The sequence below is a fragment of the Paenibacillus kribbensis genome (assembly GCF_002240415.1).
Taxonomy (GTDB): domain Bacteria; phylum Bacillota; class Bacilli; order Paenibacillales; family Paenibacillaceae; genus Paenibacillus; species Paenibacillus kribbensis.
On record NZ_CP020028.1, the window covers coordinates 221,124 to 242,112 of the forward strand.

The following is a 20,989-nucleotide window of genomic DNA, read 5'->3' on the forward strand; positions in this document are numbered from 1 at the left end:
TGAAACTTTTTTGGGGTTGTGCCGATATATACATATACGACATAGAGAATCGACAGATCAAACTTAGAAACTAACACATTTGAAAAGGAGCACCCTGAATGAGCTTAAGCAATCCGGTTTTACGTGATGACATTTTTTTGCGAGAAGATGAAAGGGAAGCTAGTGAACAACGCATGACCATTGGAGGAACGGTAAACAAAACGTTGCTTCTAATTGTTTTGCTTATCGTTTCTGGCAGTATAACCTGGTATATGAATGACCAAGGGATCATAGAGGTACTATCCATGATGACCGCAGGCTTGTTCGGCATGGCCGGCATGGCCCTTGCGATATTCTTTTTTCCAAAAACAGCTCCACTTCTTTCACCAATCTATGCGATTTTCAGTGGCTTTGCTTTGGGTGGTATTTCAGCTTATATGGAGTATGAATACCCCGGCATTGTGGCCAATGCCATTTTGCTGACGGTGGGTATCTTGTTACTGATGCTCTTTATGTACACACAGCGAATCATCAAGGTGACACGGGGCTTTATCTCATTCGTTGTTTTGTGTACGCTGGCCATTGCTCTGGTTACACTGGTAGACTTTATCTTGAATTTTTTCGGTATGAATGTTCCGTATATCCATGAGACAGGCTGGCTTGGCATCGGCATCAGTTTATTTGTTGTGATCATTGCAGCTTTGAATCTGCTGCTGGATTTTAATTTTATTGAGGAGCAGACCGAGCAAGGAGCACCCAAATACATGGAATGGTACGGCGCATTTGGATTGCTCGTGACTCTGGTATGGCTGTATGTGCGGATTCTGGAGCTGTTGTCCAAGTTCAGCAAGGAGGACTAAGTGTCTGCGATTCATGAATAGTTTCACTTTAATGTGCAGTTAGGTGCAGGATAAGGAGAAGAGGACGGCTGAATCGCCCTCAGGCTGTTAGAGAAAGTCCCGACAGCCTGAGGGCTATCTGCTGATGCAAGTGGTCTTTGCTGTTACCCGTTAACACCGTGATTGAAAGGAGCAAATATCATCAGCATAAATGTAACTACTGATATTTTTCTCATGTGAATACACTCCCTGTAAGATATTTTGATACTTTGTCAGCTGTTTCGTTGTTGCAAACGGACGAACGGTTTCGAACATGGCAATAGTTGTAATGAATTCCCTGTATAGATCCATTATAACTGCTGTTTGCAAATAATTCAGAATATCATTTATGGCGACACCATACCGCTGCTGATTTATGTTATAGATAGCTAGTTGATGAAGTAATTTCACATAATACACACGATTTCCAAGGTCTTCAAAGCTGGAAAAGGTCTCTAGCCGATCGGGAATATAAGAATAATACTCGTCAATATTCCATTCATTTATGTTTGCTGCCTCAAAAATTGTGATTAATCCGGGCAATGTTTCCTCATCGTTTTCTTGTAAAAACTCATTGTACTCCTTCAATATTTCCTTATTCCCTGATAATAAGTCTACAGCGTATCCATTGGCCACTGCCAATCCTTTAAAACGTTCTATTTCCTGTATATCTTCGTCCGTAGCATGTTCGTACCATCCTAAGTCAGCATATTGAGCTATATATTCTCTTGCTCGATCAAAAAGACCTTGCTTCTGAAGAACGATGGATTTAGCCAGGTATCCGTATCCAAAATAAAAGATAAGTGGGTGCTTTAGCATCTGATTTAGAGGAACAACGTCACCCATTTTTGTCTACTGTTATAACTGCGTTCAGCCATATTTAAAATGTGATCAGTGACGTGATCCGCTTCTGCCCAATCATTTTGTCTATAATTTAGCCGAAACAATTCAAACCCCTTATCTAGGGGATGCACGTGTTCAGACAACAAATAAATTTCTTCCTCTGTTTTAAAACGATTCTCCATCACTAACCCTCCATAAGATAGATTCATTTCACTATAACGGAGCGCACGCTATAATAACTTTTTAAGCTGGGAAATACGGCCTTGTGACACGCCAAGCCATTCCGCATATTCATTCTGCTTGGCTGTGGGATGTTCCCGCATGAGTCTTTTTAGGCTTTCAATCAGTTCTTGTGATGACCGCCGTTTTACTTTTTTTTCTTTGTGCATAGGCTCCTTAACAATAGGGGCAGGAATGGGACGAACACCTACGTTTCCCTTCAGGTCGAGGATACATTGCTTACATAGAAGTAAACCTTTGAAATAGGTTAGATCCAGAAATGATTTGCACAAATTACACGAAACCCCGCTACTATACTTTCCTATGCCCATAAAACCTTGTTCAACGTCCATATAAAATTCTAAAGGCTCGCCAATCTCAATCCCCATCGAGTTTCGGATTTCCATCGGAATAACAATCCGGCCTAACGTATCCAAGGGACGTGTCATACCTGTTCTCTTCAATTGGTATCCTCCTTATCAGATGATAGAAACCCACTTCATTCTCTGAACGGTCACCTATGATTTTTGTGTATAAAATCCAATGTTCTCCAAAAAGAGGTATTTATTGTTGTACCAATAGATGGTATATTGAAAACATACAAATATTTCATTATATTATAAGTTTTCCAATTCTTCTTTTTGTTTAAATTTGCAGACTTCCAAAGTTCACGCTGAAAGGGTGATTTATTCATGGAAATAACACCTACGATTCGGGCAGAAATTGAAAAATATCTCAAACAGAAAGGCTTAAGTATGACCCAGTTTGGCCGTATCACTAATTTGAATGTAGGTACTGTTAGCGGCTTCATCACAGGCAATCGTTCTTTATCTGTTAATCAACTGGATCGCATTACGATGGGCATGAATTTACCACCGGATTATTTTTATGAGCGATTCGTTGAAGAATGTGTTGAAGAATCTCCACTTAACTGGCGGAGAGTAAAACCTTTCGTATATCGTTGTGTTGAGTTAGGACGACTGGATTGCTTACAGCGTGCTGTAAGTATGTTTCTAGATAGTCCGATCTACACTCATTCACTCTTTGAACTAGCTGAGGATTTGTTCCACAAAGGGTATCGGGACACAGCAGCTTACCTTTATGAAAACGTGGCTGTGAGTGAAAGAAAGCAGCATTCAGAACGGCTTGCTTTATGCCAGTATCGGCTATTTAGCATCCGGATCGGGGAAGATCAAACTCAAAATCTTCAAGCGGCTGCTAGATTCGAACCTTTTGTCGATCGTTTAGATGAAGTTGACCAACTGGATGCCTTAAAGGACTTGGCCAACGTGTATAGATCATTGAGCTTGTGGGATAAGGTCTATAAATTTTCACGTCAAATGTATAAATTAGGACAAATTCAGTACGGTTTGGTTCATAACTCCAAACGGGAAATTAAACTTGATAAGAAACTTAGCAGGCCTCTTTTTGTATACATAGCCTACGCTGAACTGTTGTGTGCACATGCTTGTGATGCGAATGGAGATCATGCAAAGGCTTTAGATCATATACGTGGCTATACTGATCTAAGCTGGGTTAAAGAAAATGATCCAGATACACTCCATTGGTTAGGTAAATTTCAGCAATGGGCCAAAATTAATACTTACGTAAATAGACTTATGACTGGAGATGTTAGTGTCCTATCGGACTACGTAGAATATATATCCGGCGAACAACACATTTTTAATGAACTTTTGAATATAGTTGAAGCAGCGAATAAATACAATATTGATGTGGATCACATCATCCATCGCTTTGAACCTAAAATTGCGTCGTATAAGGAACCATCTCCTGTTGAGCCGTTTCTACAGCAACAGCAAGCGCGATTTTGGTACAAACTGGCTAAATACAGCTTGAACAAAGGTAGATATCCATACGGTTTCAAATGTTTAATAAACGCTTATGAAAAAGCTGTTACAATTAACCATGGACTACTTATTGCCAATTGTGTTGGCTTGTTTGAGCGTTTCAAAGCCTATGCCACTCTTGAAATACTGGCTGGGTATGATATGTGGGAAAGAACTGACAAAAAAGATAGCTTTTAACCTTAATAACAGCTAGTTTCTTACTGGTATTCGTAGTACCAGTACCAGTTCAAAATCCAACCTTTGGAGTATTCCAACCGCAAGATCATATTGGCACAGCTTAATCAATAAGAATTATTACCTTTGCCAGCCCTTAGGCTGGCTTTTTTTGTTTATTTTGTTGTTTTGGCTAAAAAATGATCATAATGCATTTGTTCATTACCTGCTAAAATGAGATTTATCAGGGGGGGAATGAACATGAACAATGATGAAAATTTAACGTTAAATCAACAGATCGAAAGTGCCAGACAACGATTGCATGATCTTTATAAACAGTATGGTTTTGGACATGCTTGCGTACTTGAGCAGGCTATGCTTTTGAACGAACTAATTAATCAGTACAATCGTATGTATCAGAATAAACATCACTTTGTTCAGTCAGAAACCTCAGAAATCACTCCTTCCTTATGCAAAAATATTCCTCTTCCCAATCCCACATAATGCTCATAATTATTCTATAAAATGAATTATTTGAGAAAAAAATAAAAATACATGCCCATGTAATAATTTGGTCAATATAGACGTTTTGCTAGGTGGACAAGAGACAAAAAGTAAAAAGGCTCAAAACTAAAATTAGCGGTTAACAAATGCAAACGAACTTAGGGCGAGGATAAAAATGGAACAACATCTGCCAGCGCCGCCACTACTTCACACGTAATCGTGAGCGCTACAAGCTGGCATTTTGATTGAATGTAATCGACTAGCGCCCTTGCCTTGCCTAACACAACAAAAAGAGTTGGAGCAGGGCATAGCCCCCGATCCAACCCTTTTTCTTACCTCCTTACGGCTCAATCCCCCATACAAGCTGACCATTCATATACCCGGTAACCTGTTCATTGTTTACGAACTGACTGCTAGATGCCTTAAACGAGTAATCGTTAGCCTGGTTGTAATTGGACCAGTCAGTTTTGAAGAACCGTGTCCTTCCACTCTCCTTTTCCTCAACGTCAACCACTGATTTTGGGTTTGAACTAGTAAAAAGGTCGGAAAATTAATCCAATCTCAATCAAAAGAGAATACATCGTCTGTAAAGCCTTTTACGGTGATACCTTTTATCGTTCAGAAAAAGAGTAATGCAAGATCCACGCCCAACTGATAATTCGGTCAGATCCTGCGCAGATTTGGTGCTTAATATAGATGCTTTTAGGACAAAAAGGATGGTAAGTTAATATTGAAATACCAATTGTTGTACTATATTTTTATTAAAAAATATTGCGTAACATAACGAAACAAAGTATATTATAAGTAACAAAAATTTAATGTTTGATAAAGGAGTGTAATCGTGAAATATAATATCAATTTGTTTGGGAACAACTTTGATTGTGAGTTGGACATACAAGATGATACCCTAACCATTGCTTTAAATCAGGATAATCAGAAGGCTTTAAAATCCTACCTATCCAGAGTTCTTTTAAAATATACCGAGTTTAATGACGTAGATAAGGATTCTCTCGAACTGATGATAAACAAAGCGATTCAAGTTGAAAAAAGCATGGGGGGGAGGATGTCCGAGCCGAAACTTAAACTGCCCTATGAGTTTGCTCCGGAAGTGAAAGAAAAGCTCATCGAGTGTGCCGATCTACAGGATACCTCAGCTACTCAATTGTTAATTCGCCTCATTGATCAGAAGTATCAGGAAGTGATGAATAATGACTGAATTAAAATAGGAGGGCTAACCAATGGCTTATGGAAATAAAGTTAAATTTCACTATGATGTTCCTGCATATATCAAAAAGGAATTAGCAGAGACGGCTAAAAAACTGGGAATTACCGCTACAGAGCTATTAACTAGAATTATTGAAGAGGAATACCAAAGAGTGAAAGGAGCAAAGCAGGACTCAAATTGAGTCCTGCCTTTTTATTATCCTTTGAAGAGTTCGGACAGGCAGTTATGTAGGTGTAGGCTCTCGGTGATGGAGAAGGTATGATAACGATACTGCTTGTTATTTCTCTCTACCTGATCCATATAGAAAAGGTGTGCATTCCAATAATTTTCTTTTGTATTGGTTGTTACTAGAAGTAAACTAAAAAAATCTGGTTTGTCAGCAATATTCATAGCAATCTTGGTGTCGGTATCCTCGGAGTTAAGGATTTCATGCACATGTAGCAATAACGGAGAAGGTGGCAATTCCTGTAGTGGAGAAAAGCTCTCAGTGAGAGAAATAAAGTCCATTGTTAGTGATTTCCCCCTCGTATTTCCTTTTATTTGATTATATTACGCTACGTGTAATAACGCAATATTGTCTAGGGATTTTTGTATCTTTTATATCTTACTATATTATATACGAACACATGTTTTTGCTCAATGCTTTTTGATACTCTATTAAACGCATCTTTTTTTCCAAAGGTTTCAAATTTTGAAATGAATTATTATGAAAATAACTCCATAAATAAATATGGAGTTATTTTCGTTTCTTTTATTTATTCTGTTTTTTTATGGTTTCCAATAACTCGTTCATGGTTTTGTTCAATTCATCCAGGCGCTCTTGGATGCTGCTCATTAAATTTCTTAATAGGAGAATGGCTATGATGATAGGAAAGCCCACATTACTGATCAAGTTAACCCAAAGGGACAGATTTTCCATATTAGCACCTGCTTTCAAAAATAGTGATTGTTAGGTAACGAATCGCTATTTTTTTGAAGCTGTATCTATTATACAGTCATGGAAACAGCATATCGCCCATTTGCCAGGTCATTGCTAACACCGTTGAAATTTACTGGTGAAGGAGGGGTGATTTCTACTGGAGTATGAGACAATCTTGCTGTCGCATTTCCTGAATTTACGTTAATCCAAGCACCTGTCGCCTTTTTGAACCTCATTTCGGAAATTTGAAGTCTAGAGAAGGACAGATTCCATTGCGGAAGACTGGACGGCAGGGTTGGATAGCGAGTTATTTCAGATCCAATGATAAAACGAGCGCAAGTGTCATCCGTTGCGTAGGTGCTCTCGCCATAAGCATGCGCGGAAGTAAATTTCTTATCGCCGTCCACAATAAATTGCACGTGGTCATTTTCCTCCAGGCGCACCAGCTTAATATGGACCTTTTCGCCATCACGGTATTCGCACATTGGACCGTCAATTTGTCCTTCAGGACCATTTGCGAACCAGTGCCATTGGTAGGTTCCAGTTCTGGAATCCATAAAATCAGAACGGTATTTAACCGAAATACCACACTCAAATCCTGCCATACCACAATAGATATTAATGTATGATCCCCCTTGTGGGAGTGATTTGGACGAAGGTAAGGTTACGTCGGCCTGAAAACCTAGATTGGTGTATCTTCCTGTAGTAGGGTGAATTTTAGCGAATTTAGCATATTCATAAGATTTTTCTTTTGCCATGATATGATACCTCCAAAAATTTAAATTTTATAGGTTAAGGAGTTTGGAGGGGAACAGAATGGGGCGCTTCCCGGCACTCATCAATCATTCTGCAACAAACGCTTACCGTGTTTTTATTATATTATATAGCGTAACGTTACGCAATATAATTTTTTTTGAAAAACAAAACTTTTTCTTGTTTAAAACGTTTATAATTTAGTGTAATTACAAATTATTGGAGGTTGGTTAGGGTATGAAGAAAATCTTTCTTACATCTATGCTTACTTTAGGTATATTCTTAACATTTGTTATTCCGCTTTCTGCTGCACCGTCGATTCAATTGGTTATCAATAGTGAGGTCGTTAATTCAGATGCTCCACCCGTTTCTGTCGCAGGGAGAACTATGGTTTCTTTAGCTTCTTTGAAGCCGCTAAAGCTCAATTTAGTCTGGAATGCTGGCCAGAAGACGGTGACTGTCAATGCTCCTGGGGTGAAAGAAAAGCTTGTACTTACGATCGGTCAAAAAGAAGCTTCTTATGGAGAAAGAACGCTTACTTTGGATGTGCCTGCTCAATTGAACAAGAATCGCGTTGTTGTGCCTTTGCGCTTCATCAGCGAAGCCTTTAAAGCAGAGGTGGAGTGGAAAGCGGACAAAAATACTGTCATTATCCGGAGTGCTGACCAAGTAGAAACATATAAGAAGTTGTATCAAGGTACGGATTTGGTGGCGGCACGTAAAATCGCTGTAAATCTTCCTTCTAAGGATGAAAATACGCTTCATAATACCGAGGAGGGTGTTTATTATCAGTATATCTTTCCTGAAGGAGAAGCATTGAGATATTATTATGTTGTTGGGAATTTATATACTTACTATGAAATTAAGGATGATGTTAAACATTTAGTATGGGAAGGTGTAGAAGAAGATTCGAGAAAGAAAATGAAAGAGAAAGGAAAGCGTCCATCGGAAGACAAAACACAATATTATTTTTTACAAGAACGTGTGGATCATAGTGTTACCTATGGCAAAGTGGGAACCGAGAAGCCAGTAACGCAAGCTTTACCTAAAAATACTACGGGATTAGCGGATATTATTGTACCTATTTCCGGTGAAGTAAGGAAAGATCAAATTAAATAGATTATTCACTTCATCTTGGACGTCCTGAGCAATAAGGGACGTCCTTTATTTATGTTTTCCGATCCGAGCTTCAGGAAGTCGATAGGCTTAAGAACAACAGGACAAGAGCAGGGGAAACAGGCTCATGCTACTGGCTCTAAGGAGACAAGAGCGGCCACCTAAGAGCCAGTACGCACCGCTGGGCCGCTAGCTACTCACGCCGATAACTAGAGCGCCCTAGCCAAGGCGCTCTACGTTCCTGTCGTTAGCATTGCGCAGCTCACGGAGCGTAAGCTGTGTGCTGAATCAAAGATGGCATACACACATCATGAACTGATTCGCTGGCGCTGAGCTCCACCATCATGCTTTATGATTAACAGATTTGAAAATAGATCAGAGAGGAGTTGCGTATGATGTTTGGTAAGGAAAGGGAACTGCTTGGATTAGAAAAATTTGATGATTAAAATAATGACCGCAAAAATACCAACTACAATAAGCAAGTTTACTGCATTACGTAAAAAACTGAATCTTCCTGATAAGTATTTCTGCTCTTGTTCTTCGTGTTTTCTTTTATGTGCTTCAGTGTCATACTGATTAGGTGGATTTCGAACACCCATAATCAAACACCTCCTTTATATTAAATGTTTATTATAACATATGTAGGTAAAGAAGGTTTGAAATAAAAAAGAGCCGAACTTTACATCGGCTCTTTTTTTTAAACATACGTTTGCTTTATTACACGAAGTGAAATCCAGGCAATGTCCGACTGCTTGTGTAACGGATAAGGCTTTTGTTAATTATCAGTACCCCGACACCTTCAACAGTGGCAGCTCTAATGATACCACCTTCTGTGACGTAGTTACCAATAACGCCACCCGCTTCAGGCGAACCTTCAGAGATGAAACGTTCGCCACATTTACATTTGTAGAGCCCCGGTGTTTGTTCCCAAAGAATGCGCTTGTTGTTTTGGTCAGCTAAAAAGGCAAAACCTTGAGGACGCATTTGATGATAACTACCGAAATAAGGACATACTGCTTCTGACATAAAAATCTCTCCTTTAATTGTTTGTTTTTATAAGGAAATTTCCTTTAAAGTAATTTTCCCTTATACTTATTAAAGAAGCGCGAGTAGTGAAAATAACAACCAAAGTCTTAAATTTCAGTTGAGATTAAGAAAGCTTATGTACAAATAATTGATGATTTAGGCTAATAGTTAAATAGTAACAAAAAGCTATAAGTAAAAATAAAGATGGTACCCCTAAAAGTAAAGGAATACCATCTTTATTTTTACTTATGTTTATCTAAGATTTCTTGAAGCTTTTCTACATTATATAAATCGTTATTAACTTTCCAAGTATCATTTTCTTTTAAGAAGGTGAGTTGACCTTCTAAAGGAATTTTTTCATTTTTATCTTTCAAAACAAGTGTTCCAGAATATGTTAGTTCTATAGATTCTTTTGTTGTGTTTTTTTCTTGGATTTGGAGATCTTCAAGTGATAAAGTTGTTTTTTCAAGAGAAGCAATTTCTAGGGGGAGAGCAATTCTGCGATTATCAGTTTGTTTTTTTAAAAAATTTGTCGTCGTTAGCGGTTCTAATTTACTTTTTCTTTGCTCTACCCAGTCTGGTGTAATCTCTTTATGGTAGTCACTTACTTCAAATTCAGTCTGTTTAAACTGCGTAGCAATTTGTGTAACATTTTGGATGTCAGAAGCATTCTTATTTTCTTGAGTAATCGTAGTGTCTGTATTCTGTTCTGACTTGTTCGAATTGGTAGCTGGATTTTGATTTGAACAGCCTATTGCTGTCGTTAACAATATTGCGGATATTAAAAGGTAAACGGATTTCCTCATGTTTAAGCCCCCCCCATATGGATTTGATTGGTGATGATTATTTTACCATAAAAGGAACTTGAGAGGTATGTTTTTGGAAGAAAGTTCAATAATTGAATTATTTGATGAGATTTAATGGAGTAATCCATGCAATATGAGAATGATACCGAACCCCAAAACAAAATAAAATTTATTCTTTGTTGTTTGGCTTTTATCCAGCATAGGTAGAATTTCTACGCAAGAAATGAATATGAAAAATCCAGCTGTAATTGATAGAATTACGCTTATGTTATACTGAAACATTTCTACAGACTGAATCAAAAATATACTAAGCACGCTACCGAGTATATTAGAGCAAATGATGATAGAGAGGCTAATCAAGACTTTTCTTTTATTTCCAAGCATAAAGAATAGGAATGAAGCCACTGCTAAACCTTCCGGAAATTTATGAAGCATTATACTTATTAAAACGGCAATACTGGTGTATGTCTCTATATGGAATAAAGAAATCACGCTAAAGCCATCGAAAAAAGAGTGCAGCAGTATAATGGCAAAGAAAGTTCGAAATGTGTTTTTGTTAATGGGAGCAGAATGAACAGAATGAATATAGCAATGGTTATGAGATCCGTTTATTAGAAAGAGAGCCATGATGCCTAACGCAAAATAAATACCTGCATGTGGATTAATTTCAAAGGCTTCGGGTAAAAGATCTGTTGTAGCCAAAGCTAAAAAAAGACCCGCGCTGAGAAAAATGATTCGCAGGTTTGTCAGCTCTGAAATCATCACTTTACCAGATAACACTACTAATGGTCCAACAAGAACACACACAATGCTGATTAATGATACAAAAATAATACTCCAAATCATTCTACTCACTCCCTACTTTAAATTTGCCTATAACTTCAATCATTTTGACATAGAGGTCCTGAGATAAGTCTTCTCTTTCTTGGAAGGGGACTTGATATAACGACTTCTGCAGCTTGTTATTGAACATATCAATTATTGACATAGTGGCATTTTTATCATTTTTTTGAGCCTGTAAAATTAAATTCTTTAACTGTTCCAAGGTCGTTCACTCCTTTATTTTATCTAATTATTTACCATAAAAATTGGTCTAGTGCGGTCAAATCTTATTGTTTTTGCTCTAAGTAAAGTCTTAATTTTCTCAGTGCATTTTTACGTGCTTTTGATACATACTGTTGGGAAAATCCAAGCATAGTAGAAATGGTTGTGTCACTCATTTCTTTTACGTAGGAGTAATTAAGTATGACTTTTTCTTGACTTGTTAGCATTTCAAACCCGGCAAACAATTTTGAGTTTGTAATTTGATCCTCTAATGGTTCAAAATCAAGGATTTGTTCGACTTGATATCTGCAAGGGACTAAGTCTAATAACGTTTGGTCAGGTTCTTCTGAAGAAACTGCCTGATCTAAAATTGTTGGAAATCTTTCGTAATTTCTGCGGATTTTTTTTCCATAGTTCATCGAGTTGAAATGTATCAGGGTTGCCATATATTTTATAAATTGAAATTCTCTTATAGATTGGGGATTTTCGACGAAGAATTTTTTCATTTTGGACCTCCTTTAGTAAGAAAGTTGATATCGAATCTAAGAAATAAGAAGCGTTGTCCATATTATACAATATAGCGTTACGTAACGCAATATATATTTAGAGAAATTTTTGGTATAGATTAGAAACTTTTCGGTTAATTGATACGTCTTATGTAAGGATGCTTATTGAAATAAGGAGGTAATTTATCTTTCTGCTGCACCGTCGATTCAATTGGTTATCAATAGTGAGGTCGTTAATTCAGATGCTCCACCCGTTTCTGTCGCAGGGAGAACTATGGTTTCTTTAGCTTCTTTGAAGCCGCTAAAGCTCAATTTAGTCTGGGATGCTGGCCAGAAGACGGTGACTGTCAATGCTCCTGGGGTGAAAGAAAAGCTTGTACTTACGATCGGTCAAAAAGAAGCTTCTTATGGAGAAAAAACGCTTACTTTAGATGTGCCTGCTCAATTGAACAAGAATCGCGTTGTTGTGCCTTTGCGCTTCATCAGCGAAGCCTTTAAAGCAGAGGTGGAGTGGAAAGCGGACAAAAATACTGTCATTATCCGGAGTGCTGACCAAGTAGAAACATATAAGAAGTTGTATCAAGGTACGGATTTGGTGGCGGCACGTAAAATCGCTGTAAATCTTCCTTCTAAGGATGAAAATACGCTTCATAATACCAAGGAGGGTGCTTATTATCAGTATATTTTCCCTGAAGGAGAAGCATTGAGATATTATTATGTTGTTGGGAATTTATATACTTACTATGAAATTAAGGATGATGTTAAACATTTAGTATGGGAAGGTGTAGAAGAAGATTTGTGGAAGAAACGGTAGAAAAAGGAAAACAGCCGCCGAAAGACAAAACACAATATTATTTTTTACAAGAACGTGTGGATCATAGTGTCACATACGGTAAAGTGGGGACCGAGAAGCCAGTAACGCAAGCTTTACCTAAAAATACTACGGGATTAGCGGATATTATTGTACCTATTTCCGGCGAAGTAAGGAAAGATCAAATTAAATAGAATATTCACTTCATCTTGGACGTCCTGAGAGCAGTAAGGGACGTCCTTTTTCGTTTTGAACTCTCCAAGTCTTACTAAGAAAAAAGCTCCAGGGGGAGCGCCAGGCTGAAATGCTTCAGATCAAAACCGTTTTGAAAGTAGATCCAAGGAAGATAGAACGGATACCAAAGAAGAAATGGTTTAAAAATTGCATTTTACGTTAAATACATAGAAGATGGGTAAACATAAACATCATGACAGACAGGAGAGGAGTGGGTGTATGTATCAAGTGGTGTTGGTGAGGCATGGAGAAAGTGTGTATAACCGACAAAACCTGTTCACAGGCTGGACGGATGTAGACCTGACTGAACAGGGAACGCATGAGGCCATCGAGGCGGGGCGTATTCTCAAGGAGGCCGGGTATACGTTTGACTTGGCATTTTCCTCTGTGCTAAAGCGTTCGATCCGCACGCTGTATCACATCCTGGATGAGCTGGATCATTTGTGGATACCCGTGCAGAAGTCATGGAAGCTGAATGAACGCCATTACGGTGCGCTGCAAGGGCTTAGCAAGGTGGATTCTGCTGTAGAATATGGCGAGGAACAGGTTCATATCTGGCGGCGCAGTCTGACAGTGCGGCCTCCCATGCTGGATGAGCAGGATGAACGGAGTCCGCGCAGGGAAGAGCGTTATCGCCATATTAAGCCGGAGGAACTGCCGCTGGGGGAAAGTCTGGAGGATACGGTGCACCGGGTCGGGGAGTTTTGGAAGCAGCGGATTGTGCCGTTGATCCTCAAAAAGGATCGAGTTATCATTTCCGCACATGGCAATACGTTACGCGCATTGATCAAGTATATGGAGAATCTGGACGAGGCCGCATTGCTGGATTTAAATATTCCGACAGGCATTCCGCTGGTGTATGAGCTGGACGATCATATAGATCCTATCCGACGCTTCTATTTGGGTGATCCGAGTCATGTGGAGGCGAAAAAGCAGGCCGTAGCCAATCAGAGCAAGGTGACGGAGTAAATGGAAGATACCAAAGAGGACAGGACGCTACCTCGCATCCTGTCCTCTTTGTGTTGAATAAAGTTAAGCTTCCACGTCGTCTTCTGTTCCCCGGCTGTCTTTTCCAGTGGGAAGTACCCATACCGATACGCTGCCGGCGCGAACCGGAAATACGCCGTAGCCGTCCTGCCCGATCGTTACGGCGTGATTGTGATGTCCCGTCAAATCAGTCCATTGCTCTCCTGCGCGCTGCTTCCCTACGAACATGCGCTTTTCTCCGTTGTCTGCATTGGTGACCACTACAGCGCAGCCGGAGCCTTCCAATTCAGGGACACCCAGACGCACCCATCCAATCGTATGGGGATCATCCAAATAATCCTTTTGCTCTCCATAGGCTTTATGGTAGCGGGCATACAGGAGCGGATCTAACTCAGCCTGCTTGCCTTTCACGGGTGTTTTCCCCTGAATGCCGTAGTAATCCCCGTAGAATACGCAGGGGTAACCGTCCTTGCGCAGCAAAATGAGCGCATAGGCGCTGGGCTTGAACCAGTCCTCTACCCAGGATTCGAGCGCTTCATGGGGCTGGGAATCATGGTTATCGACAAAAGTGACCGAGTTTAAGGGGTGGGTAAGAACCAGCGTGTCCTCGAAAATGGTGCTTAGATCGAAATCCTTGCCACCCAAGGAAGCGCTATATAGTTTGTAGTGGAGGGATACGTCGAACAGGTCGATTTTATAATCGATGGTATCCAGGAACTTCTGGCACGATTTCAGATCCGGCTTCCAAAACTCGCCCACCATATAAAAATCCTGTCCACGCTTCTTGATCATTTCCGTGGCAAACTCCCGTACAAATTCATGATTGATATGCTTGATCGCATCCAGACGAAATCCGCTGCATTGCAAGGTATCCACCAGCCATTGGCCCCAGCGAATCATTTCCCTGCGCACATCCTGATGATTATAGTCAATATTGGCAAACATTAAATAATCATAATTGCCGAATTCATCATCTACATGATTGCTCCAGCTTTTATTTTTGCCTAAAATACGATAAATTCCTGTCCGGCCCTGACTTGCATCATAATCAGTTCCGTTAAAATGTTCAAAATTCCATTGGAATGTGGAATACTGACCTTGACGGCCGGGAAATGTAAATTTAGTCCACCCTTTGATATCAAAGGGCTCTGAAATAACCTCATTGCGGTTATCCGGGTTAACCTCGACGACCTTGAACACTTCGGTTTCATCCGCACCGGCCTTATGGTTCATGACCAGATCGACATAGACGGTCACGCCGTGGCGAACGCAGGCGGCAACAGCCTCCAAAAGGTCTTCCCTGGTTCCGTATTTGGTGCGTACCGCACCCTTTTGATTAAACTCGCCCAGATCGTAAAGGTCATAGACGCCGTATCCCGTATCCTCGGGCGATTGGCCCTTGGTGACAGGTGGAATCCATATCGCGTCAATTCCTTTAGCCTTCAGCTCCGGTGCCAGGCGGGCAAGTTTCTGCCAGTGAGAACCGTCTGCTGCGACATTCCACTCGAAAAACTGCATCATCGTATGGTTCCTTTTCATATGCGTCCCTCCTCCATATATAACAAGTTACCCACCAAGTGAGGGGGGCTAAACGTCAGACGGTTAATATGGTGCTAAACGATGGCTAGAAAAGGAAACGTGAACACGATAAAATGGATCTAACTTAACAGGGGTACAAATTTCAGGTCACCCATGAAGAAGCATGAGCGACGGAGGAAGGAGGGAAGAACATGACGGAACCGCAGCAAAACAGAAATGAAGCGGGCGAGCCGCTGATGAAAAAATGTACGTATTGTCAGGAGTTGAAGCCGCTAACGGAGTTTCAGCGCAGAACCGGTCGCCGGGCGGGTCCGTATTCCCGTCGTGGTCCTTGCCGTTCCTGCCGGGGGTTAGCCGCACAAGAGCGTGTGGCTCCGTCTACCCCTTCTTCCGGCGAGGAAATGAAGTCCTTGGCCGCTTCCATTACGCGGCATAACCTGGGGACAGGTGAGGTTGTCCCAAGTCTGGATATATCAGCACAGCCTGACCTGTTAGCTTACCTACCCCGCAGAAAGCCGGTCACAGATAAGGCGCGTGAGCGCCATCGGCAGCGGGTGCGGAATCTGCTTGGCAGGCTAAAGCCTGCGGATACCCGTGCGCTGCGCCTCAATCGCAACGGCATGATTCGGCTCAGAGGCAAATCCGATCAGGGGAGACGCTGGCATCAGGAGATTGAACTTGATTTGGCGATGACTTTGGTTAGAGAGCGCATGGCGGTGATTGTAAACCCATACACCGTTCGCAGGCTCTACAGTAACAAGGAATTTCGTCAATACGTGCTCAAGCGTGACCGTTATACCTGCTTTTTCTGCGGCGGCTATGGTGATACAATTGATCATTTACTGCCTCGGGCTAAAGGTGGGCATACGACGCCGGTCAATTGTGTATGTGCCTGCAACGAGTGCAATCAGATTAAAGCTGCCCGTGATGTAGAAGAGTTCATCGAGTCCGGTGTGCCGCTCCCGTCTCCTGATGATTTCGAGGCTCCCGATGATTCAGATACTTCTGAGGACATCTTGCATACGTAGGGTGTTCCTGAGGGAGTATCAGCCTATAGTAGTGCCCATTTGAGCGGTAAAATTGGACAGAAAACGAGTTTATTCTAATTTTTATCTAAAATAACAAATAAAAATTTGCAGAATTTTGTGTAAATTTAAAATTTTTTCGACGTTTGTGTTGTAAAAAGTGTAATATAGAGGTATATAGAGGTATAGGGTTCCGTTTCGGCCTGTTATAGTCACGAAGAAGCGCTTCGTGAGATATTCCGCAGCAGTAACAACAACAGAATACCGTCCGAGCAATATACAATTGGCATCTGCGATAATCAGTCTTGCCCTTTAGGGTATAGGCCGGTTTAAGCTGTGCTTCTTGCATGTTTAAGGGCGCGAGTTCATAGAATGTTTTATTGCTAGAGTTTATAGATACAGGTTATGAGAAAGGGATGGACTTCTATTTTCACAGTAAAGGAGGACGTTCACGCATGTCTGAAAACCAACAAGAGGTGGCTGTAACACAAGAAGCTGCCAAAGAGTCTCGGGATGTATTGGACCAATTGATGAAACCGGAGGTTCAGCAATCGCTGACCGTGCTGGTAGAGAATCTGCCCAAGTTGACTGAGATGGTTACTCTGATGACCGACGCTTATGATGTAGCTCGTAGTTTGGCAACTGACCCTGTCTTTCTCGGAGATATGAAAAACTCCATGGGAGAGTTTGTGAAGCCTGTTACAGAGTCGGCTAAAGGTTTGGCTTCTGCTGCCATTGAAGCTAACGACCGCGTGCAAACTACGGACGGCAGTGTAGGTCTGTTTGGATTGCTCAAAATGCTTAAAGATCCAAATGTGCAAAAAACACTGCGTTTCAGCCAGGCTTTCCTGGACATTCTGAATGAGCGCCAACGCGAAAGCAAATAATTATCTGATCAAGAACGGAGGATGGACATGTCGAAGCAAATTTTGATCTTGGGCGGCGGATACGGCGGATTGCTGGCCGCTCTCACAGCACGCCAGCATCTGGACGCTAGCCAAGCAACCATTACAGTGGTAAACCGCTTTGCGTCGCACCAAATTATTACGGAGCTGCACCGTTTGGCGGCAGGTACAATTGCCGAAAAAGCAGTTGCACTTCCTTTGGAGAAGCTGCTGCGTAACAAAGATATTATTCTGAAAGTGGATACCGTTTCGGAAATCAAACCGGACGATAAAAAAGTAACCTTGGCCAGTGGCGCTACGTTGAGCTATGACGCTCTCGTTATTTCCCTGGGCAGTGAAACGGCTTACTTTGGTATTCCAGGACTGCAAGAGCACAGCTTCACACTGAAATCAGTGGCGGAAGCCAATCGCATTCGTGCACATGTCGAAGCTCGTCTGGATGCTTACAAGCAATCCGGCAACAAAGCAGATGCTACAATCGTTGTCGGCGGTGGTGGCCTGACAGGCGTCGAGCTGGTAGGCGAATATGCTGACAAGCTGCCTGTGATTTGCCGTGAAAAAGGCATTAACTACGAAGACATTAGCCTCTACTGTGTAGAAGCTGGACCATCTATTTTGGCAGGCTTCCCGCAAGCACTGGTTGATCGTGCAGTCACAAGCCTTGAAAAACGTGGCGTTCAAATCGTAGCTGGTGTTCCAATTACGGAAATGAAAGCCGACGAGGTTCTGCTCAAAGACGGACGTTCGATCAAAACGAGCACATTGGTCTGGACAGGCGGCGTACAAGGTAACGTACTGGTTGGCGCATCCGGTATCGAAGTGAACCGTGGTCGTGCAACCGTGAATGGTGCCTTGCAATCGACTTCCCACGAAGACATCTTCCTGGCTGGTGACAGCGCAGTGGTGTTCCCGAGTGAAGGCGAGCGTCCATACCCTCCAACTGCACAGTTGGCTTGGCAAATGGGCGAGACGGTGGGTTACAACCTGTTTGCTTACTTTAACGGAGCAAAAATGGAACAATTCACACCTGTATTCTCCGGTACGCTGGGCAGCTTGGGCAGAACAGACGCGATCGGTACGGTAGGCGCGAATGGCACCCAACTGAAAGGCGCTGTAGCTACGCTGATGAAAGAAGGCAGTAACATCCGTTACCTGTCCCACATTAAAGGACTTTTTGCATTGGCTTATTAATATTTCTTGCTTTTATATGCTTTATTCAAAGAGAGTGCAATTCTGTGCTCTCTTTTTGTTTTGCAGTTAAATCCATTATAAACCAGTATATGTAAAATGTCATGTGTATTTTTGGATATATGTTGTAAATTATGGTTGATATGATATTTTTGTGACGATACACTGGTAACGAACAATAACGAGGAGGGGGCATTATGAAAATCAGGTTATTAATTTGCCTTATAGTTTTATTAAGTTTTGCTGATGCTAACTTGAATTGGGCATCAGCTCAAGCTCAAGGCCAAACGCCGATACACCTCAAGGTCAATGAACATTACGTCTTATATACCTATCCCGCATCACCCTTTGTGGACAATAAGAACAGACTGCTTATACCACTTCAAGCGGCCAAGGATATATTGGGTGGTAAAGTAACTTACAATGCAGCGAGCAAAACCGCTTCTGTCGATCTGTTGGGCCGTAATGTAACGGTCACAATCGGATCACCCGAAATATCGGTTAACGGCGAGCCAGTGATAATGGATACAGTCCCCATCATGAAAAGTAATGCGATGTTTTTACCGGTATCCATTCTGTTGAAAGATACAGATGCGAAGATGGAGTGGAATCCCAAGCGTGAATTATTGTCACTAAAGCATGATAGTTTTACCGAAAGCCCAGTTCTTATGAATTTTAAGGGACAAGACCTGGCTCAGGTCATGGATGCGAACGCGTTTGATCTTACTTCCTTTGATTGGGATCGAAAAAAAGGCATATTGGATATTTATGCTATGTACGAGAGCAGCTTATCACCCGACTTCAAGCAAATCGACTTTAATCCTATGATTGTTTATAGCAAAGGAACCTATAGCGTATATCCTTATTCTAGACCCAGTATGTTTTACAAAGTCAAAATAACCAGCCCCGGTCATTTGGTGTATACAAGAAATATAGACGCGACCAATGCGGATAATGATTATATAAAATACATTACTTCCGTAGGTAGATTGATTGAGTAATTGTTCAGACTTTCAAAAATTGCAGTTATGAAAAGAAGAGGGAGAAGAAGTATATCAATAACAAAAAGCGACAAAGGCTCTGAAGCCTTTGTCGCTTAGTTTTTTAATTTAACCTTAGAAGTTAGTAATTAGGTTGCGGTTGTCCTTGTTGCGTATAGTTCCATTGACTCTATCAATGGACTCTCTGTCTTTAAGAAAATCAATAACGCCATCTGTCAGGTTGCTTCTTTGCAAACTTGAGAGTTTATTCCAGTCATCCAAACCTACATACACATCCACGTCAGCTCTACTGCTGTCGCCTCTTACGCTGAAATCAAAGCCAACTCCGGCGTAGCTGCTGTATCTGTTGAATAAATCACGTTGGATCGTGTTTGCATCGAAGGATGAAGCTATTTTCTTAATCGTAACATCGCCTTTGCTGTTGGATGTAAAGGTCGCCAGTTTATCCCTGTTACTGGAGTTTTTCACTGTGCCTTCTACATCGGCATCTTTGTATTCTTTCAAAATGTCATCAACGATGTCCTCCAGATAGCTTTCCTGTCTGCTACTGGATAGGTCTTCCCATCTGGTTTTTGTCATTTCGATGGTCACAGTAATATCGCTTTTATTGCCGTCCAGCGTGATATCCGAGTTCGTGTTGTAGGAATCACTGTAATCCTTGTTCAGTTGCTTTTGAAGATCTTTCAAGGTGTCAGAACTGTTTTTGCTTGCTTCATCTTTTAGCGCCTGATTGTCTTTTTGCAATTGAGCGATGGTAGCGTCTTTAGTGGTGTTCGCTGCTTTTGCTGTGTTCAGCTCTTGAGTCAGTGTTGTAATCTGGTTGTTCAGTGCTGTAACCGTAGATTGATCAATAGGAACACCGTTGTCAGTAATGACTACGCGTTTGTTGGTGCCATCCCATTGTACTTTTTTATCCAGAGCTGTACCTGCCAGCTTCAGCGGGATATACGTCACGCCATCCAGCAAGAATGGTTCTGTTTTGGCATCAGAAGGAACCTCGGTTCCGTTGTAGATAATTTTAATATTGTTAAAAACTGCTTGGATCGGCTTAGTTACTTGTGCAGCATATGTAGATTGGCTGAACAGCGCCCCGGAGATGGCCAAGGCCGACACGGCAGTGATGATGACAGGTTTCTTCATGGATTTCAATGATTTCATTCGTTGGTCTACCCCTTTATTTAAGAATTAGCGTGGTTCATAGACTAGAGTAACATTAATACCTACAAAATCCAACACATTTGGAAGAGTAACTGTTGGTTGTGCTTATATTGTTTAGACGCAACAGTAACCGTAAAAGTTGCCCTGTTTACACAAATGTTTTTTTTAAAAAGCAACGAACCAAAATAAAACAAACCCACTGCACAAGACAACGAGACTTGTTAATAAAACAGTGTGTCATTACCTAAGTGTCAGAAGAAAATAAAGTCCTAGACTGTCGCTGTTTTCATTGAACTAAAGTT

The 20,989-nt window shown here is 41.2% G+C and carries 27 protein-coding genes; 13 read left to right on the plus strand and 14 right to left on the minus strand.

Going from position 1 to position 20,989, the window contains the following annotated elements:
• Window positions 1-98: 98 nt before the first annotated feature.
• A complete protein-coding gene (locus B4V02_RS00930; RefSeq protein WP_094153436.1) occupies window positions 99-839 on the plus strand; it encodes a Bax inhibitor-1/YccA family protein in 741 nt (246 codons plus the stop codon).
• A gap of 150 nt (window positions 840-989) precedes the next feature.
• On the opposite strand, the gene B4V02_RS00935 is transcribed toward B4V02_RS00930, so the two are convergent.
• The 3 genes from B4V02_RS00935 to B4V02_RS00940 are packed head-to-tail and all read right to left on the minus strand — an operon-like array spanning window position 990 to window position 2,383.
• Complete coding sequence (locus B4V02_RS00935) at window positions 990-1,703, minus strand: DNA-binding protein (protein ID WP_244188427.1); 714 nt, start codon at window positions 1,701-1,703, stop codon at window positions 990-992.
• Window positions 1,682-1,882 carry a hypothetical protein gene (locus tag B4V02_RS26405; RefSeq protein WP_244188428.1) on the minus strand — a complete coding sequence of 67 codons (201 nt, stop codon included), beginning with the start codon at window positions 1,880-1,882 and terminating at the stop codon, window positions 1,682-1,684. The genes B4V02_RS00935 and B4V02_RS26405 overlap by 22 nt, the downstream gene beginning before the upstream one ends.
• A gap of 48 nt (window positions 1,883-1,930) precedes the next feature.
• Window positions 1,931-2,383 (minus strand): AbrB/MazE/SpoVT family DNA-binding domain-containing protein, encoded by a 453-nt coding sequence (locus B4V02_RS00940; protein ID WP_094153437.1) that lies wholly within the window; start codon window positions 2,381-2,383, stop codon window positions 1,931-1,933.
• 228 nt (window positions 2,384-2,611) lie between these two features.
• Here B4V02_RS00940 and B4V02_RS00945 point away from each other — a divergent pair, with 228 nt between their 5' ends.
• Both B4V02_RS00945 and B4V02_RS00950 read left to right on the plus strand, forming a co-directional pair.
• Window positions 2,612-3,964 (plus strand): helix-turn-helix domain-containing protein, encoded by a 1,353-nt coding sequence (locus B4V02_RS00945; RefSeq protein WP_094153438.1) that lies wholly within the window; start codon window positions 2,612-2,614, stop codon window positions 3,962-3,964.
• Between the two features lie 237 nt (window positions 3,965-4,201).
• Complete coding sequence (locus B4V02_RS00950) at window positions 4,202-4,444, plus strand: aspartyl-phosphate phosphatase Spo0E family protein (protein WP_094153439.1); 243 nt, start codon at window positions 4,202-4,204, stop codon at window positions 4,442-4,444.
• Between the two features lie 158 nt (window positions 4,445-4,602).
• Here B4V02_RS00950 and B4V02_RS25745 read toward each other — a convergent pair whose 3' ends face one another.
• A complete protein-coding gene (locus tag B4V02_RS25745; protein WP_157739691.1) occupies window positions 4,603-4,767 on the minus strand; it encodes a hypothetical protein in 165 nt (54 codons plus the stop codon).
• Between the two features lie 518 nt (window positions 4,768-5,285).
• Here B4V02_RS25745 and B4V02_RS00955 point away from each other — a divergent pair.
• Together B4V02_RS00955 and B4V02_RS26035 are read left to right on the plus strand one after the other, a co-directional pair.
• Window positions 5,286-5,660: a hypothetical protein gene (locus B4V02_RS00955; RefSeq protein ID WP_094153440.1), complete on the plus strand. Its 375-nt coding sequence runs from the start codon at window positions 5,286-5,288 to the stop codon at window positions 5,658-5,660.
• Between the two features lie 22 nt (window positions 5,661-5,682).
• A complete protein-coding gene (locus B4V02_RS26035) occupies window positions 5,683-5,850 on the plus strand; it encodes a hypothetical protein (RefSeq protein ID WP_014280161.1) in 168 nt (55 codons plus the stop codon).
• Window positions 5,851-5,864: 14 nt separating this feature from the next.
• Here the strand turns inward: B4V02_RS26035 and B4V02_RS00960 are convergent, their stop codons facing one another.
• Window positions 5,865-6,176, minus strand: a complete 312-nt coding sequence (locus B4V02_RS00960; protein ID WP_094153441.1) for a hypothetical protein — start codon at window positions 6,174-6,176, stop codon at window positions 5,865-5,867.
• Between the two features lie 480 nt (window positions 6,177-6,656).
• The gene (locus tag B4V02_RS00965) at window positions 6,657-7,346 is read right to left on the minus strand and encodes a hypothetical protein (RefSeq protein ID WP_094153442.1); all 690 of its coding nucleotides are present in this window, start codon (window positions 7,344-7,346) and stop codon (window positions 6,657-6,659) included.
• Between the two features lie 232 nt (window positions 7,347-7,578).
• Between B4V02_RS00965 and B4V02_RS00970 the strand changes: the two genes are divergently transcribed.
• Complete coding sequence (locus tag B4V02_RS00970) at window positions 7,579-8,460, plus strand: copper amine oxidase N-terminal domain-containing protein (RefSeq protein ID WP_094153443.1); 882 nt, start codon at window positions 7,579-7,581, stop codon at window positions 8,458-8,460.
• 422 nt (window positions 8,461-8,882) lie between these two features.
• Here B4V02_RS00970 and B4V02_RS25750 read toward each other — a convergent pair whose 3' ends face one another.
• The 6 genes from B4V02_RS25750 to B4V02_RS00995 form a co-directional block, all read right to left on the minus strand.
• Entirely contained in the window at window positions 8,883-9,056 is a 174-nt protein-coding gene (locus tag B4V02_RS25750; RefSeq protein ID WP_157739692.1) for a hypothetical protein, read from the minus strand.
• A 118-nt stretch (window positions 9,057-9,174) separates the two neighbouring features.
• Window positions 9,175-9,483, minus strand: coding sequence for a hypothetical protein (locus tag B4V02_RS00975; RefSeq protein ID WP_094153444.1), 309 nt, complete (start codon window positions 9,481-9,483; stop codon window positions 9,175-9,177).
• 242 nt (window positions 9,484-9,725) lie between these two features.
• Window positions 9,726-10,289 (minus strand): hypothetical protein, encoded by a 564-nt coding sequence (locus B4V02_RS00980; protein ID WP_208618700.1) that lies wholly within the window; start codon window positions 10,287-10,289, stop codon window positions 9,726-9,728.
• Window positions 10,290-10,400: 111 nt separating this feature from the next.
• Complete coding sequence (locus tag B4V02_RS00985) at window positions 10,401-11,135, minus strand: ZIP family metal transporter (RefSeq protein WP_094153445.1); 735 nt, start codon at window positions 11,133-11,135, stop codon at window positions 10,401-10,403.
• A 1-nt stretch (window position 11,136) separates the two neighbouring features.
• Complete coding sequence (locus B4V02_RS00990) at window positions 11,137-11,334, minus strand: helix-turn-helix domain-containing protein (protein ID WP_094153446.1); 198 nt, start codon at window positions 11,332-11,334, stop codon at window positions 11,137-11,139.
• A gap of 64 nt (window positions 11,335-11,398) precedes the next feature.
• Window positions 11,399-11,839, minus strand: a complete 441-nt coding sequence (locus tag B4V02_RS00995; protein WP_094153447.1) for a sigma factor-like helix-turn-helix DNA-binding protein — start codon at window positions 11,837-11,839, stop codon at window positions 11,399-11,401.
• Between the two features lie 274 nt (window positions 11,840-12,113).
• Between B4V02_RS00995 and B4V02_RS01000 the strand changes: the two genes are divergently transcribed.
• The 3 genes from B4V02_RS01000 to gpmA all read left to right on the plus strand — a co-directional run bounded on the left by B4V02_RS01000 (window position 12,114) and on the right by gpmA (window position 13,853).
• Window positions 12,114-12,653 (plus strand): copper amine oxidase N-terminal domain-containing protein, encoded by a 540-nt coding sequence (locus B4V02_RS01000; RefSeq protein ID WP_244188429.1) that lies wholly within the window; start codon window positions 12,114-12,116, stop codon window positions 12,651-12,653.
• Window positions 12,638-12,844 carry a hypothetical protein gene (locus B4V02_RS26410; RefSeq protein WP_244188430.1) on the plus strand — a complete coding sequence of 69 codons (207 nt, stop codon included), beginning with the start codon at window positions 12,638-12,640 and terminating at the stop codon, window positions 12,842-12,844. The genes B4V02_RS01000 and B4V02_RS26410 overlap by 16 nt, the downstream gene beginning before the upstream one ends.
• 259 nt (window positions 12,845-13,103) lie before the next feature.
• On the plus strand, window positions 13,104-13,853 hold the full coding sequence (gene gpmA, locus B4V02_RS01005; protein ID WP_094153448.1) for a 2,3-diphosphoglycerate-dependent phosphoglycerate mutase: 750 nt from the start codon (window positions 13,104-13,106) through the stop codon (window positions 13,851-13,853).
• Between the two features lie 63 nt (window positions 13,854-13,916).
• On the opposite strand, the gene B4V02_RS01010 is transcribed toward gpmA, so the two are convergent.
• Window positions 13,917-15,410: an alpha-amylase gene (locus tag B4V02_RS01010; RefSeq protein WP_094153449.1), complete on the minus strand. Its 1,494-nt coding sequence runs from the start codon at window positions 15,408-15,410 to the stop codon at window positions 13,917-13,919.
• A gap of 191 nt (window positions 15,411-15,601) precedes the next feature.
• Between B4V02_RS01010 and B4V02_RS01015 the strand changes: the two genes are divergently transcribed.
• The 4 genes from B4V02_RS01015 to B4V02_RS01030 all read left to right on the plus strand — a co-directional run bounded on the left by B4V02_RS01015 (window position 15,602) and on the right by B4V02_RS01030 (window position 19,529).
• Window positions 15,602-16,438, plus strand: a complete 837-nt coding sequence (locus B4V02_RS01015; RefSeq protein ID WP_094153450.1) for an HNH endonuclease — start codon at window positions 15,602-15,604, stop codon at window positions 16,436-16,438.
• A 452-nt stretch (window positions 16,439-16,890) separates the two neighbouring features.
• Window positions 16,891-17,322 (plus strand): DUF1641 domain-containing protein, encoded by a 432-nt coding sequence (locus tag B4V02_RS01020; protein ID WP_007432952.1) that lies wholly within the window; start codon window positions 16,891-16,893, stop codon window positions 17,320-17,322.
• A gap of 27 nt (window positions 17,323-17,349) precedes the next feature.
• Window positions 17,350-18,531, plus strand: a complete 1,182-nt coding sequence (locus B4V02_RS01025) for an NAD(P)/FAD-dependent oxidoreductase (protein WP_094153451.1) — start codon at window positions 17,350-17,352, stop codon at window positions 18,529-18,531.
• Between the two features lie 194 nt (window positions 18,532-18,725).
• Complete coding sequence (locus tag B4V02_RS01030; RefSeq protein WP_094153452.1) at window positions 18,726-19,529, plus strand: copper amine oxidase N-terminal domain-containing protein; 804 nt, start codon at window positions 18,726-18,728, stop codon at window positions 19,527-19,529.
• A gap of 114 nt (window positions 19,530-19,643) precedes the next feature.
• Here the strand turns inward: B4V02_RS01030 and B4V02_RS01035 are convergent, their stop codons facing one another.
• Entirely contained in the window at window positions 19,644-20,687 is a 1,044-nt protein-coding gene (locus tag B4V02_RS01035; RefSeq protein WP_094153453.1) for a stalk domain-containing protein, read from the minus strand.
• Window positions 20,688-20,989: the final 302 nt, after the last annotated feature.

Excerpts from the sequence above, each read along its gene's own strand:
- B4V02_RS26405 (WP_244188428.1), bottom strand. The coding sequence starts at position 1,882 with ATGGAGAATCGTTTTAAAACAGAGGAAGAAATTTATTTGTTGTCTGAA.
- B4V02_RS00945 (WP_094153438.1), top strand. The coding sequence starts at position 2,612 with ATGGAAATAACACCTACGATTCGGGCAGAAATTGAAAAATATCTCAAA.
- B4V02_RS00935 (WP_244188427.1), bottom strand. The coding sequence starts at position 1,703 with ATGGGTGACGTTGTTCCTCTAAATCAGATGCTAAAGCACCCACTTATC.
- B4V02_RS00980 (WP_208618700.1), bottom strand. The coding sequence starts at position 10,289 with ATGAGGAAATCCGTTTACCTTTTAATATCCGCAATATTGTTAACGACA.
- B4V02_RS00965 (WP_094153442.1), bottom strand. The coding sequence starts at position 7,346 with ATGGCAAAAGAAAAATCTTATGAATATGCTAAATTCGCTAAAATTCAC.
- B4V02_RS01010 (WP_094153449.1), bottom strand. The coding sequence starts at position 15,410 with ATGAAAAGGAACCATACGATGATGCAGTTTTTCGAGTGGAATGTCGCA.
- B4V02_RS26035 (WP_014280161.1), top strand. The coding sequence starts at position 5,683 with ATGGCTTATGGAAATAAAGTTAAATTTCACTATGATGTTCCTGCATAT.
- B4V02_RS01020 (WP_007432952.1), top strand. The coding sequence starts at position 16,891 with ATGTCTGAAAACCAACAAGAGGTGGCTGTAACACAAGAAGCTGCCAAA.
- B4V02_RS01015 (WP_094153450.1), top strand. The coding sequence starts at position 15,602 with ATGACGGAACCGCAGCAAAACAGAAATGAAGCGGGCGAGCCGCTGATG.
- B4V02_RS01025 (WP_094153451.1), top strand. The coding sequence starts at position 17,350 with ATGTCGAAGCAAATTTTGATCTTGGGCGGCGGATACGGCGGATTGCTG.
- B4V02_RS00985 (WP_094153445.1), bottom strand. The coding sequence starts at position 11,135 with ATGATTTGGAGTATTATTTTTGTATCATTAATCAGCATTGTGTGTGTT.
- gpmA (WP_094153448.1), top strand. The coding sequence starts at position 13,104 with ATGTATCAAGTGGTGTTGGTGAGGCATGGAGAAAGTGTGTATAACCGA.
- B4V02_RS00960 (WP_094153441.1), bottom strand. The coding sequence starts at position 6,176 with ATGGACTTTATTTCTCTCACTGAGAGCTTTTCTCCACTACAGGAATTG.
- B4V02_RS25750 (WP_157739692.1), bottom strand. The coding sequence starts at position 9,056 with ATGGGTGTTCGAAATCCACCTAATCAGTATGACACTGAAGCACATAAA.
- B4V02_RS01000 (WP_244188429.1), top strand. The coding sequence starts at position 12,114 with ATGGTTTCTTTAGCTTCTTTGAAGCCGCTAAAGCTCAATTTAGTCTGG.
- B4V02_RS00995 (WP_094153447.1), bottom strand. The coding sequence starts at position 11,839 with ATGAAAAAATTCTTCGTCGAAAATCCCCAATCTATAAGAGAATTTCAA.
- B4V02_RS01035 (WP_094153453.1), bottom strand. The coding sequence starts at position 20,687 with ATGAAATCATTGAAATCCATGAAGAAACCTGTCATCATCACTGCCGTG.
- B4V02_RS01030 (WP_094153452.1), top strand. The coding sequence starts at position 18,726 with ATGAAAATCAGGTTATTAATTTGCCTTATAGTTTTATTAAGTTTTGCT.
- B4V02_RS00950 (WP_094153439.1), top strand. The coding sequence starts at position 4,202 with ATGAACAATGATGAAAATTTAACGTTAAATCAACAGATCGAAAGTGCC.
- B4V02_RS00970 (WP_094153443.1), top strand. The coding sequence starts at position 7,579 with ATGAAGAAAATCTTTCTTACATCTATGCTTACTTTAGGTATATTCTTA.
- B4V02_RS00975 (WP_094153444.1), bottom strand. The coding sequence starts at position 9,483 with ATGTCAGAAGCAGTATGTCCTTATTTCGGTAGTTATCATCAAATGCGT.
- B4V02_RS00930 (WP_094153436.1), top strand. The coding sequence starts at position 99 with ATGAGCTTAAGCAATCCGGTTTTACGTGATGACATTTTTTTGCGAGAA.